The 19,831-nt window shown below is 73.3% G+C and carries 5 protein-coding genes; all 5 read left to right on the forward strand.

Annotated elements, in window-relative coordinates; all coding sequences use genetic code 11:
- Positions 1 to 8 precede the first annotated feature (8 nt).
- A complete protein-coding gene (locus ABIA38_RS34170) occupies positions 9 to 2,870 on the forward strand; it encodes an aminotransferase class III-fold pyridoxal phosphate-dependent enzyme (protein ID WP_424642805.1) in 2,862 nt (953 codons plus the stop codon).
- 68 nt (positions 2,871 to 2,938) lie between these two features.
- Entirely contained in the window at positions 2,939 to 4,450 is a 1,512-nt protein-coding gene (locus ABIA38_RS34175; RefSeq protein WP_424642806.1) for an MFS transporter, read from the forward strand.
- Between the two features lie 193 nt (positions 4,451 to 4,643).
- Positions 4,644 to 5,837, forward strand: a complete 1,194-nt coding sequence (locus ABIA38_RS34180) for an acyl-CoA dehydrogenase family protein (protein WP_424642807.1) — start codon at positions 4,644 to 4,646, stop codon at positions 5,835 to 5,837.
- A gap of 204 nt (positions 5,838 to 6,041) precedes the next feature.
- A complete protein-coding gene (locus ABIA38_RS34185) occupies positions 6,042 to 14,339 on the forward strand; it encodes an SDR family NAD(P)-dependent oxidoreductase (RefSeq protein WP_424642808.1) in 8,298 nt (2,765 codons plus the stop codon).
- Positions 14,340 to 14,350: 11 nt separating this feature from the next.
- Complete coding sequence (locus tag ABIA38_RS34190) at positions 14,351 to 19,795, forward strand: SDR family NAD(P)-dependent oxidoreductase (protein WP_424642809.1); 5,445 nt, start codon at positions 14,351 to 14,353, stop codon at positions 19,793 to 19,795.
- Positions 19,796 to 19,831 lie beyond the last annotated feature (36 nt).

Here is a 19,831-nt window from a genome sequence, read left to right on the forward strand (position 1 = left end):
TAGGAGAAATGGTGAATGCACCCACCCGCTACGCCGAAGCGCTGCTGACCGGAATGCTCGGCACCTTCGGTCTGGACGTCGAGTACGTCCGGGCGGAGAAGAACACCCTGTACTACCTGGACGAGGCCGGTGTCGAGGTACCGGTCCTCGACCTGGTCGGCGGTTGGGGCTCGTTGATGCTCGGGCACAACCACCCGGAGATCGTGGCGTACGCGAAGGAACTGCTCGACACCGGCTGGCCGGTGCACTCGCAACACTCCGCGCATCCGGTCGCCGACCGGGTCGGCGCGGTGCTGAACGAGATCCTCGGCCGCGAGTTCCCCGGCGCCGAGCCGTACTCGATCAGCTTCGCCAACACCGGCGCGGAGGGCGTCGAAGCGGCGGTCAAACACTGCGAGTTCGACCGCGTGTTGCGGATCAAGAGCCTGTTCGAGGAGATCGAGTGGCACGCCGACGTGGCGCTGACCGCGGTGCGCGAGGGCACCGCGGCGCTTCCCGACGACACCTCGCTGCTGCCCGGTGACATCCCGGCGCCGACGACGATCGAGGAGTTCGCGGGGCTGCTCGGCGCGGTGGCCGGGCACAACGTCGGGCAGGCGGGCACCGGCCCGGTGTTCTTCGCACTGGAGCGGGCCTTCCACGGAAAGCTGGTCGGCAGCACCCAGTTCACCTACAACCCGCTGTTCCGGGCGGCGTTCGCGGGGCTCGGATTGACGGTGACGTTCGTCCCGCCGAACGACGCGGCGGCGTTCGAGGCGATCGTCGCCGAGCACGCGGTCACCGTGCTCGATGTGCGGGTCGTGGACGGCCGGGTCACCCTCGTCGAGCGGGACTTCCCGGTCGTCGCCGGACTGATCGTCGAGCCGATCCAGGGCGAGGGCGGCATCCACGAACTGACCCCCGAGTTCGCGGCCGGCATCCGACGGGTCTGCGACGGGGTCGGCTGCCCGATCGTGGTCGACGAGATCCAGTCCGGGATGGGGCGGACCGGGAAGTTCTTCGCGAGCAGCCACATCGGCCTGCTCGGCGACTACTACGTGCTGGGCAAGTCGCTCGGCGGCGGCCTGGGCAAGGCGTCCGCCATGCTGATCCGCCAGTCGCGCTACCGCCCCGAGTTCGAGCTGGTGCACAGCTCCACCTTCGCCAAGGACGGCTTCTCCACGGCGCTCGCGCTGCGCACCCTCGAACTCCTCGAAGCCGAGGACGGCGCCGCCTACCGGCGGGCCGCCGAACGCGGCGAGCGGATCCTCGCCATGTTGCGCGAACTGGCCGAGGAATACCCGGACGTGGTGGTCGACGTGCGCGGGCGCGGGCTGCTGATCGGCGTGGAATTCGCCGACCAGAGCCGGGCATCGTCGCCGATCATCCGGCAGAAGGCGCTCGCCGGCCTGCTCGTCTTCCAACTGGGCAGCTACCTGCAGGCGGCCCACCACATCCGCACCGGCCCGACCGCGAGTGTGCCGACCATGTTGCGGATCGAGCCGTCGATCCAGATCGGCGACGCGGAGATCGAGCAGCTGCGGACCGGCCTGACCCAGGTCTGCCGAATCCTGCGCCACCAGGACGCGTTGCCGCTGGTGCACCCGCTGACCGATGCCGCACACCGGCAGCCGCCGCGCGTGGAGATCGCGGACTTCTCGCCGGCGGCCGGCGAGGCGGTCGAGCCGAGCGAGCCGGCCACCCACCGGGTCGGGCTGGTCGGCTACCCGCTGACCCCGGACCGGCTGCGCGAGTTCGACCCCTCGCTCGCCGATCTGGACGACGAGCGGCTGCTGTCCTACGCCCGGCGCAGCGAACTGCTCAAGGACCTGCCGGCGTCGGCGCCGATCCGGCTCCAGTCGCCGCAGGGCACCTCGGTGGACCTCACCGTCTACCCGCTGCTGGTCACCCAGGAACAACTGCGCGAGTACCGGGTCTCCGGGCAGACCTTCCTGATCGGCCTGGACCTGGACCGCCGGGTGCGCGAGGCGAAGGCGAACGGCTGCGCCACCGTCGCCCTCGGCTTCGGCCTCGGCGCGGTCGCCGACCACGGTCGTGCACTGCGCGTCCCCGGAGTCACGGTGACCTCGGGCAGCGCGCTCGCGGTCGGCTCGGCGCTGATCGCCGCCGAGCGGGCCGCGATCGAACGGATCGGCGGACTCGACGGATCGACGCTGGCGATCGTCGGCGGCGGTGGGCACATCGGCTCGGCGCTCGCCGCGCTGAGCGTGGACAAGGTCGCCCGGATCATCCTGGTGGGCAGCGGTCGGGCCGGTTCGGCCGAACGACTGCGGGCCGCGGAGCTGCGGATCTACCAGGAGGCCTGGGCGCGGATCGTCGCCGGCGGCGAGCTGACCGGCATCTCGGCGGCGTTGTCCGCCGAGCCGCTGATCACCGGCTGGCTGGCCGAGGGACGCGCCGGCGACGAGCCGAGCGGCGAGGCCATCGCGGCGTATCTCGCCGACGCGCACGAGGGTGACCCATTCGTCGTGACGACCGACGATCTTTTGTCGGTGCGGAATGCGCAGGTGGTGTTCTCGGCGCATTCGAGCCCGGTTCCGGTGCTGGCCGAGAAGCATCTCGCGGACGACGCCATAGTCTGCGATTTGTCCTTTTTCGGCACCGGTGCGGAAGCTGCCGCAGCGGCTTCTCGTGGCGATATACATTACGTGCGCGGGGGTATACTTTCCGTGCCCGACAATGGAATTCCGCCACGTGGTATCAGCGCCTCACCGGGCGCCGGCGAATTGTTTGCGGGGGTGGCGGAGGCGATCACGCTCGCGTGGTCCGGAGCCGGCCGATCGACGGGCGCCGGCGACCTTACCCGCGAGCGGGTGCAGGCCATTGTCGAACTCGCGAAGCAGCACGGATTCGAGACGATCTCCACCTGAAGTCTGCCGAACACCGGTTCGCCGGACCATCGGCCGATGGTCCGGCCTGAGCAACAGAGGTAAATGGAATGTCAGAGTCAGCAGATTCCGAGTCGAAGACCGCGGTGGAGGGCGCGCCCGACCCCCATTACGTCAACCGCTGGTTGATCCTGGCGGTGATCGGTATTGCGCAGATGACGATCTTCCTGGATACGACGGTGGTCAATATCGCGCTGCCGTCGGCCCAGGCGGACCTCGGCTTCAGCGACGGGAACCGGCAGTGGGTCGTCACCGCCTACGCGCTGGCCTTCGGCAGCTTATTGCTGCTCGGGGGTCGGATCGTCGACCTGGTCGGCGCCAAGCGCTCGCTGATGATCTCGATCGTCGGCTTCGGGGCCATGTCGGTGCTCGGCGGCGCGGCCAACGGCTTCCCCATGCTGGTCACCGCCCGCGCGCTGCAGGGCGGGTTCGCCGCGCTCGTCGCGCCGGCCGCGCTGTCCTTTCTGCTGACCGTGTTCAAGGACCCGAAGGAACGGGTCACCGCGTTCGGCGTCTACGGCGCACTGGGCAGCGGCGGGCTCGCGCTCGGCCTGATCCTGGGCGGCGCGTTGACCGACTGGCTGGACTGGCGTTGGTGCCTGTACGTCAACGTGATCCTGACCGCGGTCGTCTTCGTCGGCGCGCTGCTGACGATGCAGAACCGGCAGGCCGAACACCGCCCGGAAAAGCTCGACCTGCCCGGCACGGTGACCGCCTCGGTCGGCCTGTTCTGCCTCGCCTACGGTTTGTCCAACGCCGCCGACGGCTCGTGGAGCGGCGCCGACGTGTGGGGCTACCTGGTCGGCAGCGGCATCCTCCTGGTCGCCTTCGTACTGTTCGAACTCCGGTCGAGCACCCCGCTGTTGCCCATCCGGATCGTGCTGCACCGCAATCGCGGCAGTGCGTATCTGGCGATGTTCCTGTTGGGGATCGGGCTGTTCGTCCAGTTCCTGTTCCTGACCTACTACCTCCAGCTGATCCTGGACTTCTCGGCGATCAAGAGCGGCCTGGCCTTCCTGCCGATGATCGTCGGGATCGCGATCGGCGCGACCACCATCCCGCCGATCCTCGAACCCAAGCTCGGGTCGCGCATCCTGATCCCGGCCGGCCTGTTGCTCGCCGCGGCAGGATCGTTCTGGCTCAGCCGGCTCACCACGGACAGCTCCTACGTCGGCGGCGTGCTGGCGCCGACCCTGATCGCCGGCATCGGCTTCGGGCTGGTCGTCTCGCTCGGCGCGGCCGTCGCCACCGTCGGCGTCGAACCGCAGGACGCGGGTGCCGCGTCGGCGCTGGTCAATACCGTGCAGCAGGTGGGTGGTTCGATCGGCACCGCGCTGCTGAGCACGCTGGCGATCACCGCCGCGGACAAGTTCGTCGAAGGCAAGCAGCCGACGACACAGCTGGCCGCGGAGGCCTCCGTGGAGAGCTACACGACGGCGTTCTTCTGGGGCGCGATGGTCTTCCTCGGCGGCGCGATCGTGTGTGGTCTGCTGTTCGACCGCTTCGTGACGGCGCAGACCGGCCCGGAGGTCGCCGACCCGGCGACCGTGGTCGGCGCCTGATCCGTTCGGGCGGCATCCGACCGGAAACCGGTCGTCGGCGGTACTGGTTCCCAGTACCAGCGCGGCGGCCGGTTTTTGGGTTCCGGGCGCTGGGATTGCCCGGTCGAAGTGGATTGACTTGACCGCATTACGCGGTGCGGTGAGCCCGCCCCGATCGGGGCGGGCCGGCCGGCCACAATCGAAGGAGGGCTTCGTGACAGCAGTGGCCGATGAGCGGGCGAACGAGACGACGGTCGACCCGGCCGAGCTCATCGCACGTGCCCGCGCGCTTGCTCCGCTGATTCGCGAGCAGGCCCCGAAGACCGAGCAGGACCGCAGGCTCACCGAGGAGGTCGTGGTCGCGCTGCGCGAGGCGGGCCTGTTCCGGCTCAGCACGCCGACCCGATTCGGCGGCTACGACCTGAAGATGTCGGACCTGCTGTCGATCGTCGCGGAGGTCGGCAAGGCGTGCGGGTCGGCCGGCTGGAACGTGTCCATCGACACCGCGTCCACCCGGTTCGCCCTCAACGGGATGCCGGAGAGCGCGCTGGCGGAGGTGTTCGCGGACAACCCCGACGCGTACGTGATCTCCACGGCCCACCTGAGCACCACCAAGGCGTGGCGCGTCGAGGGCGGGTTCAAGATCACCGGGACGTTCCCGTGGAGTTCGGGCTGTGAGATCGCGGACTGGGCCTACATCCCGGTCGTGCCGGTCTTCGACGGCGAGGAGCCGACCACCGGCCTGGTCGGTGCCGTGGTGCCGATGGGCGACCTGAAGATCGAGCGCACCTGGCACGTGGCCGGGCTGGCCGGCTCCGGCACGCACACCGTGGTGGCCGAGGAGGTGTTCGTCCCCGAGCACCGCGCGGTCGCGTTCGACCTGTCCGCCCTGGTCGGCGAGGACGAGCGGGACAGCATGCTCATCCAGGGCAGCGCCCAGTCGCTCGCCGCGATCGTGGGTGCGGCGGAGGGTGCCCTGGAGGTCACCCGCCAGGCGCTGGCCAAGAAGCGGCCGATCACCTACGTCAACTACGAGGCGGCCGTCGACGCGCCGTCGGTGCAGATGTGGTTCGGCGAGGCCGCGCACCTGATCGAGACCGCCCGGCTGCACCTGACCGAAATCGGCGCGGCGCTCGACGGAATTCCGGAGACCCAGCCGATGCCGTGGGAGGAGCGTGCCCGCCTGCGTATGCACCAGCGCTCCGCGCACGAGAAGTCGCGGGCGGGCGTGGAGAAGTTGCTCGACGTGGTCGGCGGCAGCGCGTTCGCCCTGTCGAACCCGCTGCAGCGGCTGTGGCGGGACATCTCGGTGATGAGCCGGCACACCGCGCTGAACTCCCCGATCATTCTCGAGGACTACAGCCGCGCGACGCTGGACATCCACCCGTCGGTGACCCTCCTGTACTGAGCATTTTTGCCCGACCAAAGCAGCACCCGCATCGGTATTGCTCGGCAGCCGCAATGATTCGCCGGCCGCCGAGCAATACCGATGCGCCGTTTTTTCGGGCGGTCGGCGAATCGACCCCGATTGGTATCCGCCACCAGAATTGCGCGCGCATTCTGGGTCGGTGAGACAAGCCGGCTCACCGATACCCGGCGTTGACTCCTTGGTATGAGACGGATCGCCGTGGTCGGGTTGGCTTGTCGGTTGCCTGGGGCCGGCGACGGCCACGAATTCTGGCGGTTGCTGAGAGACGGTACGGACGCCATTCGCGAGGCCCCCGAGGACCGCTGGCGCGGCGCCGAACTGCCGCACCGGCTCGGTGGGTTCGTCGAGGGCATCGACCGGTTCGACGCGGCGTTCTTCGGCATCTCGCCGCGCGAGGCCGCGGCGATGGACCCGCAGCAGCGGATGATGCTGGAACTGGCCTGGGAGGCCCTGGAGGACGCACGGATCCTCCCCGCCGCACTCGGCGGCGGCGACGCCGGGGTGTTCGTCGGCGTCATGTGGGACGACTACGCGGCCCTGCAGGACCGGCTCGGCGCGGACGGGGTCGGCCGGCACACGATGACCGGCACCCGCCGAGCAATCATCGCCAACCGGATCTCCCACTTCCTGGGCCTGCGCGGCCCGAGCCTGACCGTGGACACCGCCCAGTCCTCCTCGCTCGTCGCGGTGCACCTGGCCTGCGAGAGCCTGCGGCGCGGCGACTGCACCACGGCCGTCGCCGGCGGCGTGAACCTGAACATCCTGGCCGAACCCACGCTCGGCGCGGTGCACTTCGGCGGCCTGTCACCCGACGGCCGGTGCTTCACCTTCGACGCCCGGGCCAACGGGTTCGTGCGCGGCGAGGGCGGCGGCGCCGTGGTGCTCAAACCGTTGGCGAACGCGGTCGCCGACGGCGACGACATCTACTGCGTGCTGACCGGCGGCGCGGTCAACAACGACGGCGCGGGCGAGGGCGAGCACACCGGCCTCACCGTGCCCAGCCGCAGCGCACAGGAGGAGGTCCTCCGCCAGGCGTACCGGCGGGCCGGGGTCGCACTGCGCGACGTGCAATACGTCGAACTGCACGGCAGCGGCACCCCGGTCGGCGACCCGATCGAGGCCGCCGCGCTCGGTGCCGCGCTCGGCCGCGCCCGGCGGACGGGCCCGCCGCTGCCGGTGGGCTCGGTCAAGACCAACATCGGGCACCTCGAAGGCGCGGGCGGGATCGCCGGGTTGCTCAAGGTGGCACTGAGCATCCGGCACCGGATGTTGCCGCCGAGCCTGAACTTCGACACACCGCACCCGGACATCCCCCTCGACGAACTCGGCCTGCGGGTACAGACCGAGCCGACGCCGTGGCCGCGGCCGGATCGGCCGCTGCTGGCCGGGGTGAGTTCGTTCGGAATGGGCGGTACCAACTGCCACCTCGTGGTCGGCGAGCCCCCGGCGACCGGCTCGACGGCCCTCCCGCCGGCCGGCTCGCCCACCCGCGAGCCCGAGTCGGCCGGCGCGTGTGTGTGGCCCATCGCCGGCCGGACCGGCGAGGCGCTGCGCGCCCAGGCCGCCCGATTGTCCTCCTTCGTGGACGAAACAGACCAGGCGACGGCGTCCGCCGCGGACATCGGCCTGTCCCTGGCCACCACCCGGACCGCGTTTCGGCACCGGGCCGTCGTGGTCGGCCGCGACCGGGAGCAACTGCGGGAGCGTCTCGCCGAGTTCGCCGCCGGCGCGGCCGTCGCCGGGGTGGTCGAGGGCCAGGCCGCGGCGCCCGGCAAGGCGGTGTTCGTCTTCCCCGGCCAGGGCGCGCAGTGGGCCGGCATGGCCCTCGAACTGATGGCCTCCGTACCGGAGTTCGCCGCCTCGATGCGGGCCTGCGAGGACGCGTTCGCGGCGCACGTCGACTGGTCGCTCACCGACGTGCTCGGCGACCCGGCCGCGCTGGAGCGGGTCGACGTGGTCCAGCCCGCGCTGTTCGCGGTGATGGTGTCGCTGGCCGCGCTGTGGCGCTCCTGCGGCGTCGAGCCGGCCGCAGTGGTCGGGCACAGCCAGGGGGAGATCGCCGCCGCGTGTGTGGCAGGCGCCCTGACCCTCGAAGACGCCGCGAAAGTGGTCACGTTGCGCAGCCGGGCCCTGTCGGCGCTGTCCGGCCGCGGTGCGATGGTGTCGGTGCTGCGCCCGGCCGACGAGATCCGCGAGCGGATCGCCGAATGCGCCGGCACGGTGTCGATCGCCGCCGCGAACGGCCCGTCCTCGGTGGTGCTCTCCGGCGACCCCGACACCCTGGACGAACTCGTCGCCCGCTGGACCGAGGAAGGCGTCGAGACCCGGCGGATCGCGGTCGACTACGCGTCCCACTCGGCCCAGGTGGAGCAGATCCGCGAGCGGCTGCACACCGTCCTGGACGGGATCCGGCCCGGGACCGCGGCGGTGCCGTTCTACTCCACGGTGACCGGCGACCTGCTGGCGGGCGCCGAACTGGACGCCGCCTACTGGTACCGCAACCTGCGGCAGACCGTGGACCTCGAGCGGGCCACCGGGGCACTGATCCGAGACGGACACACCGTGTTCGTCGAATGCAGCCCGCACCCGGTACTCCTGCCCGCCCTGCGGGACACCATCGAGCGGACCGCGGCGGCGCCCGCCGTGGTCACCGGCTCGCTGCGCCGAGGCGACGGCGGCCCGGAGCGATTCCTCACCTCGCTCGCCGAGTTGCACGTACACGGGGTGCAGGTGCACTGGTCGCGCGCATTCGCCCTGCGCGGTGCCCGGCCGCTGCGCCTGCCCACCTACGCGTTCCAACGCGAGCGCCACTGGCTCACCGAGACCGCGCGTCGGGCCGTCGTCCCCGCCGCGCAGCCCTCGGTGGCGGCGGCCGGCCCGACCGGGGGCACGGCCGTGCTCCCGGCCGGGCCCGAGCTGCTCGCCCTGGTGCGGTCCACCGTCGCGGTCGTGCTCGGCCACTCGGGCGGCGACGCGGTCGAGCCCGGCACGACGTTCAAGGACCTCGGCTTCGACTCGCTGTCCTCCGTGGAACTGCGGGACCGGTTGACCGCGGCGACCGGACTCGCACTGCCCGCCGGGCTGTTGTACGGCCACCCCACCCCGGCCGAACTCGCGGACCACCTGGGCGCGTTGGCAACCGGCGGCGAGGCGCCCGGCGACCTCGCCGCAGAGCCCGAGAGCGACGAGCCGATCGCGATCGTCGGGATGGCCTGCCGACTCCCCGGCGGCGTCGCCTCCCCCGAGGACCTGTGGCGGCTGGTGATCGAGGGGACCGACGCGATCTCGGAATTCCCCACCAACCGGGGCTGGGACCTGGACCGGCTGCACGACGCCGACCCCGACCGGCCGGGCACCTCCTACACCAACAACGGCGGCTTCCTGCACGACGCCGACCGGTTCGACCCGGAATTCTTCGGCATCTCGCCGCGCGAGGCGCTGGCCATGGACCCGCAGCAGCGACTGCTGCTCGAAACATCCTGGGAGGCGCTGGAGCGGGCCGGGATCGATCCCGCCGGCCGACGCGGCACACCCGTGGGGGTCTTCGTCGGGGCGATGGCCCAGGACTACGGCCCCCCGCTGCACGCCGCACACGCCGAGTCCGACGGCTACCGGCTGACCGGCAACACGATCAGCGTCGCGTCCGGCCGGATCGCCTACACCCTCGGCCTCCAAGGCCCCGCCGTCACCGTGGACACCGCGTGCTCCTCGTCGCTGGTCGCCCTGCACCTCGCGGCCCAGGCACTGCGAGCCGGGGACTGCTCCCTGGCGCTGGCCGGGGGCGTTGCGGTGATGTCCGGGCCGGGGATGTTCGTGGAGTTCAGCCGGCAGCGCGGGCTGGCCCGGGACGGCCGGTGCAAGGCGTTCTCCGCCGCCGCGGACGGCACCGGATGGGCCGAGGGCGCCGGCATCGTGGTCCTGGAGCGGCTCGCCGACGCGCGACGTGCCGGACACCGCGTACTGGCCGTGCTGCGCGGCAGCGCGATCAACCAGGACGGCGCCTCGAACGGGCTCACCGCGCCGAACGGGGTCGCCCAGGAACGGGTGATCCGCCGGGCCCTTGCCGGCGCCGGGCTGTCCACCGCGGATGTCGACGTGGTCGAGGCGCACGGCACCGGCACCACACTCGGCGACCCGATCGAGGCCGACGCGCTCGCCGCCACCTACGGCCGCGACCGGGCGCCGGACCGCCCGCTGCTGCTCGGCTCGCTGAAGTCCAACATCGGCCACGCCCAGGCCGCCGCCGGCGTGGCCGGCGTGATCAAGATGGTCCAGGCGCTGCGCCACGAGCAGGTGCCCGCGACCCTGCACGCCGACGAGCCGACCCCGCACGTCGATTGGGCCGCCGCCGGCCTCGAACTGGTGACCGAGGCACGGGCGTGGCCGCCGGTCGACCGGGCCCGCCGGGCCGCGGTGTCCTCGTTCGGGATCAGCGGCACAAACGCGCACGTGATCCTCGAACAGGCCCCACCGGAGCCGCGGTTGCCGGCGTCACCGCCCGCCGCCCCGGTCGATCCGGTGCTGCCGTGGGTGTTCTCCGCGAGCAGCCCGGACGCGCTGGCCGACCAGGCCGGCGCACTGCTGGCCCGGGTCGACGCGGATCCCGGCGCCGACCCGGCGGACATCGGATTCGCCCTGGCCGCCGCCCGGTCCGGACTGCCGCACCGGGCCGCCGTCGTCGGCGCCGACCCGGCCGCGCGGCGCCGGGGGCTGACCGCGCTCGCCGCCGGCGCCGAGGCACCCGAAGTGTTGCGCGGCACCGCACGGCGGGCCGACGGCGTGGTGTTCGTCTTCCCCGGCCAGGGCTCGCAGTGGGTCGGCATGGCCGTGGAACTGCTCGACTCGGCACCGGTGTTCGCCGAATCGATGCGGGCCTGTGCGAGCGCGCTCGCCGCGCACGTCGACTGGGACCTGTTCGAGGTGCTCCGCGACCCCGCCGCGCTGGAGCGGGTCGACGTGGTCCAGCCGGCGCTGTTCGCGGTGATGGTGTCGCTGGCCGCGCTGTGGCGCGCCCACGGGGTCGAACCCGCCGCGGTGGTGGGCCATTCGCAAGGGGAGATCGCCGCCGCCCAGGTTGCCGGGGCACTCGACCTGGCCGACGCGGCGAAGGTGGTCGCCCTGCGCAGCAAGGCCATCCTGGCGCTGTCCGGCGCCGGTGGCATGGTCTCGGTCGCCCGGTCCGAGGACGAGATCGCCGAACGGCTGCTCCGATGGGCCGGCCGGCTGTCGATCGCGGTGGTGAACGGCCCAGGCGCGGTCGTCGTGGCCGGCGACCCGGACGCACTGGACGAACTGGTCGCCGAGTGCGAAGCCGCCGGGATCCGGGCCAAGCGGCTCCCGGTGGACTACGCGTCGCACTCGGCCCAGGTGGAGCGGATCGCCGACGAACTGGCCGGCGTGCTGGCCGGATTGGCCCCCCGCCCGGCGGCGATCCCGTTCTACTCGACGGTGACCGCCGGCCTCCTCGACACCACCGGCCTGGACGGCGAGTACTGGTACCGCAACCTGCGGCAACGGGTCCGCTTCGCCGAGACGCTCGGCGTGCTGGCCGAACGCGGACACACGGTGTTCGTCGAGGTCAGCCCACACCCCGCGCTGACCTCGGCGGTCGAGGACGTGGTGGAACACGCGGTCGCGGTCGGCTCGCTGCGCCGCGAGGACGGCGGCCTCGAACGATTCCTGACCTCGCTGGCCGAGGCATACGTGCGCGGGGTGAGCCCCGACTGGCGGGCCGTCTTCCCCGGCGCCCGGCATGTCGACGTGCCCACCTCGGTGTTCCGCCGGCGGCGCCTGTGGCTGGACCCGACACCGGCCGGCGCGTCGGCGGACGTCGAGGCGGCGGGACTGACCGCGGCGGACCACCCGCTGCTCGGCGCGGTGGTGGAACTGCCGGACTCCGGCGGCCTCCTGCTCACCGGACACCTGTCCCGGCAGGCCCAACCGTGGCTCGCGGAACACGGGCTGGGGGAGACGGTGCTGCTGCCCGGCGCGGCGTTCGTCGAACTGGCGATCCGCGCGGGCGACGAGGTGGGCTGCACCGAGGTCGCGGAACTGACCTGCGAGGTGCCGCTGGTGCTGCCCGCGCACGGCGGGGTCGCGGTGCGGGTCACGGTCGGCGAGCCGGACCAGTCCGCACGCCGCGCACTGGCCGTGCACGCCCGCCCGGCGGACGGCTCCGGCGGCTGGACCCGGCATGCGAGCGGCGTACTCGCATCCGGCCCGGCCGAGGACTTCGACCTGACCGTCTGGCCGCCGGCCGGCGCAGTCGCAGTGCAATGGGACGGCGACTACGACCGCTGGACCGCACTCGGCTACCACTACGGCCCGGCCTTTCGGGGCCTGCGCTCGTGGTGGCGGCGCGGTACGGAGATCTTCGCCGAGGTCGCGTTGCCCACCGAACTCGCGCCCACCGCCGGGCGATACGGGCTGCATCCGGCGCTCCTGGACGCCGCCCTGCACGCCGCGGTTGCGGACGGACCGCACTGCCGGCTCCCGTTCTCCTGGCAGGGCGTGTCGTTGCGGGCCGGCGGCGCATCCGCACTGCGGGTGTGGATCACGCCGGACCCGGACGGCACGGACACCGTCTCGCTGCGGCTCGCCGACGCCACCGGGGCGCCGGTGGCCTCGGTGGCGTCGCTGGCGCTGCGACCCCTCCCGGCCGGCCCGCCGACCGCCGGCCCGCCGGACGCACTGTTCCGGGTGGACTGGGTCGAGGCACACGTACCGGAAACCGCCCCCGCACCCCGGCCGTGGGCGGTCGTCGGCGCCGACGAACTCGCGGTCGGCGGGCCCGTACATCCCGATCTCGGCGCGCTGACCGCCGCCGGACCGGTGCCCGAGACCGTGTACGCCGCGCTGACCGGCGAGCCGAGCGCGGCCGGCGCGCATGCCGTGGCCGGCCGGGCACTGCGCCTGGTCCAGGAGTGGCTCGCCGACGAACGATGCGCCGGATCACGCCTGGTGCTGCTCACCCGCGACGCGGTGGTCGTGGAGCCGGCCGAGCCGGACGGGCTCGGCTCGGCCGGCGCCGCGGCCTGGGGCCTGGTCCGATCGGCACAGCGCGAACACCCGGACCGGTTCGTCGTGCTCGACCTGGACGATCACGACGCGTCGATCGCGGCCCTGCCGATCGCCCTGGCGACCGGCGAGCCACAACTCGCGCTCCGCAAGGGCCGGCCACTGGTACCCAGGCTGGCCAGGGTCACCGCCCGCCCGGCCACCCGGCCCGACCTCGCGGCCGGCACCGTGCTGATCACCGGCGGCACCGGCACCCTCGGCGCGCTGTTCGCCCGGCACCTGGTGTCCCACTACGGAGTGACCCACCTGGTACTCGCCGGACGGCGCGGGCCGAACGCCCCCGGCGCGGCCGAACTCGCCGCGGAACTCACCGCATCGGGCGCCACCGTCACGGTCGCCGCGTGCGACATCGCCGACCGCGACGCGCTGGCCGCACTGCTCGCGTCGATCCCGGCCGAACACCCCCTGACCGGCGTGCTGCACGCCGCCGGGCTGCTCGACGACAGCGTGCTCGAGGCGATGCGACCCGAGCAGCTCGAACGGGTCCTGCGGCCCAAGGTCGACGCCGCGCTGCACCTGCACGAACTGACCCGAGGGCTCGACCTGTCGATGTTCGTGCTGTTCTCCTCGGTCGCCGGCATCCTCGGCCTGCCCGGGCAGGCCAACTACGCCGCGGCCAATACATTCCTGGACACCCTCGCCCAACACCGCGCGGCCCGCGGACTGCCCGCCGTGTCGCTGGCCTGGGGCCTGTGGGCGCAGGGCAGCGGGATGACCGGGCACCTCGCCGACGCCGACCTGAGCCGAATGCGCCGAGCCGGCCTGGCCGCGCTGTCCTCGGCCGACGGCCTGGCCCTGTTCGACGCCGCGCTCTGCGCCGGCACCCCCCTGCTCGTCCCGGCCCGACTCGACCCGGCCGCCATCCGGGCACACGGCGCGGTACCGGCCCTGCTGCGCGGCGTGGTGCGCGAGCGGGTCCACCGGGCGGAGGCCGGCACCACCGGACCGGCCGCCGGCGGCGCCTCGCTCGCCGACACCCTGGCCCGGATGCCCGACGCGGACCGCGCACCGGCCCTGCTCGACCTGGTCCGCGAGCACACCGCCGCCGTGCTCGCGCACGGCACGCCCGGCACCATCGCCCCCGATCGCACCTTCAAGGAACTCGGGTTCGACTCGCTGACGGCGGTGGAACTGCGCAACCGGCTGGGCACGGCGACCGGACTGCGGCTGCGCGCCACCCTGGTATTCGACTACCCGACGCCGTCGGCACTGGCCGGCCGGCTCGGCGAAGCCCTCGCCCCCGCGCTCGGCACCGCGGCGAGCTCCGCCGAACCGGCCGCGAAGCTCACGCACCCCGCAGCCGAGCCGGGTGGACCGGATGAATCGGATGAACCGGATGGGCTGGCCGGGCTGGAGCTCGACGAGCTCTTCGACCTCATCGACGGCGAACTCGGCACGACCTGAACGGAGCCCCTGTGCGCAACGAAGACAAGCTGGTCGACTACCTCAAGCGGGTCACGGCCGAACTGCAGCAGACCAAGCAGCGGTTGCGCGACGCCGAGGACGCGAGCCGGGAACCGATCGCCATCATCGGCATGGCCTGCCGGTTCCCCGGCGACATCGACTCCCCGGAAGATCTGTGGCGACTCCTCGACGCCGGAGGCGACGCGATCGGCGAGTTCCCCGCCGACCGGGGCTGGGACGCCGAGTCGCTCTACGACCCGGACCCCGACACACCCGGCCGCACCTACACCCGACGCGGCGGATTCCTGCGCGGGGCCACCGAGTTCGACCCGGAGTTCTTCGGCATCTCGCCGCGCGAGGCGGTCGCGATGGATCCGCAGCAGCGACTGCTCCTGGAAACCTCGTGGGAGGCCCTGGAACGGGCCCGGATCCGCCCCGGCACGCTGCGCGGCGCCCGGGTCGGGGTGTTCGCCGGAGCGATGGCACCGGACTACGGCCCCCGGCTGCACCAGGCCACCGGCGGCGCCGAGGCACACCTGCTCACCGGCACTGCCAACAGCGCCGCCTCCGGACGCATCGCCTACACCCTCGGATTCGAGGGGCCCGCCGTCACCGTCGACACGGCCTGCTCGTCCTCACTGGTCGCCCTGCACCTGGCGGTCCAATCGCTGCGCCGCGGCGAATGCACCCTGGCCCTGGCCGGCGGCGCCACCGTGATGTCCACCCCGGGCATGCTCGTCGCGTTCAGCCGGCAACGCGGCCTGGCCCCGGACGGGCGGTGCAAGTCCTTCGCCGACACGGCCGACGGCACCGGCTGGGCCGAGGGCGTCGGGATGCTCCTGGTGGAGCGGCTCTCGGACGCCGTGCGGCTCGGCCACCCGGTGCTGGCCGTGGTCCGTGGCAGCGCGGTCAACCAGGACGGCGCGTCGAACGGGCTGACCGCGCCGAACGGCCCGGCCCAGCAGCGGGTGATCCGCCAGGCGCTCGACGACGCCGGCCTGTCCCCGGCGGACGTGGACGCGGTCGAGGCGCACGGCACCGGCACCAGCCTCGGCGACCCCATCGAGGCACAGGCGCTCCAGGACACCTACGGCCTCGACCCCGACCGCGAACGGCCGCTGTGGCTCGGCTCGTTGAAGTCCAACATCGGGCACACCCAGGCCGCCGCCGGAGTCGGCGGGGTGATCAAGACGGTGCAGGCGCTGCGCCACGGCGTGCTCCCGCGGACCCTGCACGTGGACACCCCGTCCTCGCATGTGGACTGGACGGCGGGCGCGGTGGAACTGCTGACCGAGCGGCGGGACTGGCCGGCGACGGGCGCGCCGAGGCGGGCGGCGGTGTCGTCCTTCGGGATCAGCGGGACGAATGCGCACCTGATCCTGGAACAGGCGCCGCAACCGGCACCCGTCGCGCAGACCGAGCCGGCCGAGCCGGCCGAGCCGCGGCAGGCACCGGCGTCGCCGCCGGCGCCGCCACTCGTGCCGCTGCTGCTGTCCGGGCACACCCCCGAGGCGCCAGCCGACCAGGCCGGGCAACTGCTGGCCACCGCAGGCTCCTTGGACCCGCTCGACGTCGCATTCTCGCTGGCGACCACCCGGACCGCGTTCGAACACCGGGCCGCGGTGGTCGCCGGCGACCGGGACGGCTTGCTCGCCGGCCTGCGGGCGCTCGCCGCCGGCGACCCGGACCCCGGCGTGCTGCGCGGCGTCGCACACCCCGGCCGTACCGCGTTCGTGTTCGCCGGGCAGGGCACCCAACGGTTCGGCATGGGCCGGGAGTTGTCCGCGGCGTTCCCGGCCTACGCGGCGGCTCTGGACGAGGTGTGCGCCGGCTTCGACGGGCTGCTCGACCGGCCGCTGCGCGAGGTGCTGGTCACCGATCCGGACTCGGCGGCGGAGCTGCTGGATCGGACCGGGTGGGCACAACCCGCGCTGTTCGCGATCGAGGTGGCGCTGACCCGATTGCTCGGCTCGTGGGGCGTGCATCCGGAGGTGCTGGCCGGGCACTCGATCGGCGAGCTGTCGGCGGCGTTCGTCGCGGGACTGTGGACGCTGGAGGACGCCTGCCGGGTGGTGGCGGCGCGCGGCAGCCTGATGGAACGCCTGCCCGAGGGCGGCGCGATGGTGTCGATCCGGGCCACGGAGGACGAGGTCGCGTCGGCGCTGACCGGCACCGCGGCCGGGATCGCCGCCGTGAACGGCCCCGAGTCGGTGGTGGTATCGGGCGAGGAGGACGCGGTGTCGCGGCTCGCCGAGCACTTCGCGGCACTGGACCGACGCACGAAGCGGCTGCGGGTCAGCCACGCGTTCCACTCCCCGCTGATGGCTCCGATGCTCGCGCCCTACCGCGCGGTGCTCGCCGAAGTGACCTACCACGAGCCGGTGTTGCCGATCGTGTCCACGGTCACCGGCGAGCCGATATCGGCCGAGTCGTTGGCTGCGCCGGACTACTGGGTGCGCCAGGTCCGCGAGCCGGTACGGTTCGCCGCCGCGGTGCGTCGGTTGCAGGGCGACGGGGTCACCCGGTTCGTCGGCGTCGGCCCGGATGCCGCGGTGAGCACGATGGCCGAGGGGTGCTTCCCGGACCGGGATTCGGTCTCGGTCGCCATACCCGTACTGCGCGCCGATCGCCCGGAACCGGCCACCGCGCTGGCCGCGTTGGCCGCGGCGCATGTGCACGGCGTGGCGGTGGACTGGCCGCTGGTGTTCGCCGGAACGGGGGCGAGTGCCGTCGAGCTGCCGACCTACGCCTTCCGGCGCGACCGCTACTGGATGGACTCGCCGGCGCAGCCAGGCGACCTGCGGGCGGTGGGACTGGCCGCCGGGGAACACCCGTTGCTCGGCGCGGTGTTGACGCTGCCGCAGTCCGGCGGGACGGTGCTGACCGGGCGGCTCTCGGTGCAGACCCAACCGTGGCTGGCCGACCACGCGGTGCTCGGCCGGGTGATCGTGCCCGGTGCGGCGTTCGTCGAACTGGCGCTGCGGGCCGGCCGTGAGGTCGGCTGCGAACTGCTCGACGAACTGACCGTAGCCACGCCGCTTGTGCTCGCGGAGCGCGGCGGGGCGCAGCTCCAGGTCGTGGTCGAGGACGCCGACGCGGCGGGACACCGGGCGGTGTCGGTGCATGCCCGGACCGAGGACGGCGAGTGGGTCCGGCACGCCGACGGGTTGCTGGCCGAGCGAGCCGAACCGGCCGGGTTCGACGCCGAGGCATGGCCGCCGGAGGGGGCCGCCGAGGTCGCGATCGGCGACGTGTACGCCGACCTCGCCGCGCGCGGCTACGACTACGGCCCGGCGTTCCAGGGGCTGACCACGCTGTGGCGGCGCGGGGACGAGGTGTTCGCCGAGGTCGCCCTGCCCGCGGAGCAGGCGGCCGACGCGGATCGCTACGGCCTGCATCCGGCGCTGCTCGACGCGGCGCTGCACGCGGTCTGGTACGGCTCGTTCCTGGACGGAACGGACGGCGCCGTACTGCCGTTCGCCTGGTCGGGCGTGTCCCTGTCGGCGGTCGGCGCGACCGCGCTGCGCGTACGGATGTCGTCCGCGGGCGCCGACGAGGTGTCGATCGGGCTCGCCGACCCGGCCGGCGTGCCGGTGGCATCGGTGGCCGGCCTGCGCTTTCGGCGGATGCCGACGAGCGGGCCCGGGACACCCGCCGAGTCGTTGTTCCGGGTGGACTGGTCGGCCGCGCCCGCCGAACCGGCCGAGCGGGTGCGCTGGGCGCTCGCGACCGGGCCGGCGGAACTGCCCGCCGACCCGGGGGTGGTGTTCCTGCGCTGCCCGACCGGGCCGGACGCCCGGCAGGTCACCGGCGCGGTGCTCACCGTCATGCAGGAGTGGCTCGCCGACGAGCGATTCGCCGCCGGCACCCTGGTCCTGGTGACCGAGGGCGCGGTCGGCGTCGAGCCGGGGGAGCCGATCGGCGGCCTGGCCCAGGCGGGCGTGTGGGGCCTGGTCCGGTCCGCGCAGACCGAGAGCCCCGGCCGGTTCGGCCTGGTCGACGTGGACGCCGAGACGGTGCCGTGGGACGCGGTCGCGGCGCTGATCGCCCGGGAGCCGCAACTGGCGGTCCGATCCGGCCGGTTGCTGGTACCCGGGCTGATCCGGGCCGAAGTCGGCGCAGCCGCCGCACCGACGGCGGCATTCGGCGCCGGCACCGTGCTGGTCACCGGCGCGACCGGCACACTCGGCGGGATCGTGGCCCGACACCTGGTGACCGCGCACGGCGTGCGGCGGCTGCTCCTGGTCAGCCGCGCGGGCGCGGATTCCCCCAAGGGCGCGCGACTGGCGGCCGAACTGACCGAACTGGGCGCCGAGGTGGTACTGGCCGGCTGCGATACCGCCGACCGGGCCGCGCTGGCCCGGTTGCTCGCCGGCATCCCGGCCGAGGCCGCGCTGACCGCCGTCGTACACGCGGCCGGCGTGCTCGACGACGGCGTGCTGACCGAGCTGACCACCCGGCGGCTCGACGCGGCGCTGAGCCCCAAGATGGTCGCCGCCTGGCACCTGCACGAGTTGACCCGCGACCTCGACCTGTCCGCGTTCGTCCTGTTCTCCTCGATGTCCGGGCTGATCGGCCCGGCCGGCCAGGCGAACTACGCGGCGGGCAACGCCTACCTGGACGCGCTCGCGCACCACCGGCGCGCGCAGGGGCTGCCCGGACTGTCCCTGGCGTGGGGCATGTGGGCCGAACGCAGCTCGATGACCGAGCAGTTGACGGATGTGGACCTGGCCCGGCTGGCCCGACTCGGGGTGACCCTGTTCTCCTCCGAACAGGGCGTCGCACTGCTCGACGCCGCACTCGGCCTGGACCAGGCGGCGCTGGTGCCGGCCGCACTGGACCTGACCTCGATGCGCGGCGGGACGGACGTACCGCCGATCATGCGGCGCCTGGCCGGCCGCGGCGTGCTCTCCCGCGCGCCGCGCCCGGTGTCGGCCGGTTCGGGCTCGGTCCGGGACCGGCTGGCCGGGCTGCCCGAGGAGGATCGCTACGAGGTCCTGCTCGACCTGGTGTGCACCCGGATGGCCGACGTGCTCCAGTACGCGCCGGGCCGGTCGGTCGATCCCGACCGGGCCTTCTCCGACCTCGGCGTCGACTCGGTCTCCGCCGTGGAGTTTCGCAACCGGCTCGGCGCCGAGACCGGCCTGCGACTCGCCCAGACCTTGGTCTTCGACCACCCCACGGCCGCCGCCGTGGCCCGCGAACTGATCCGTCAGTCGGCGTTCCGGACCCCGGGACCGACCGGTTCGGTGCTCGCCGAGCTGGACCGGGTCGAGTCGGCGCTGACCATGTCGTCGGCGACCGGACCGGACGGGGACCAGATCGCCGACCGGATCGAGGGCCTGCTGGTGAAGCTGCGGGCGTTCCGCGACTCCGCCGACCGCTCCGAGGCCGCCCGGCTCGACGTCACCGACGCGACCGACGAGGAACTCTTCCAATTCCTGGACCGCAGCTGAACCCGCCCGCGCCGGCGACGGATCGCCGGCGCGGCA

The organism is Embleya sp. AB8 (assembly GCF_049739465.1).
Classification (GTDB): Bacteria; Actinomycetota; Actinomycetes; order Streptomycetales; family Streptomycetaceae; genus Embleya.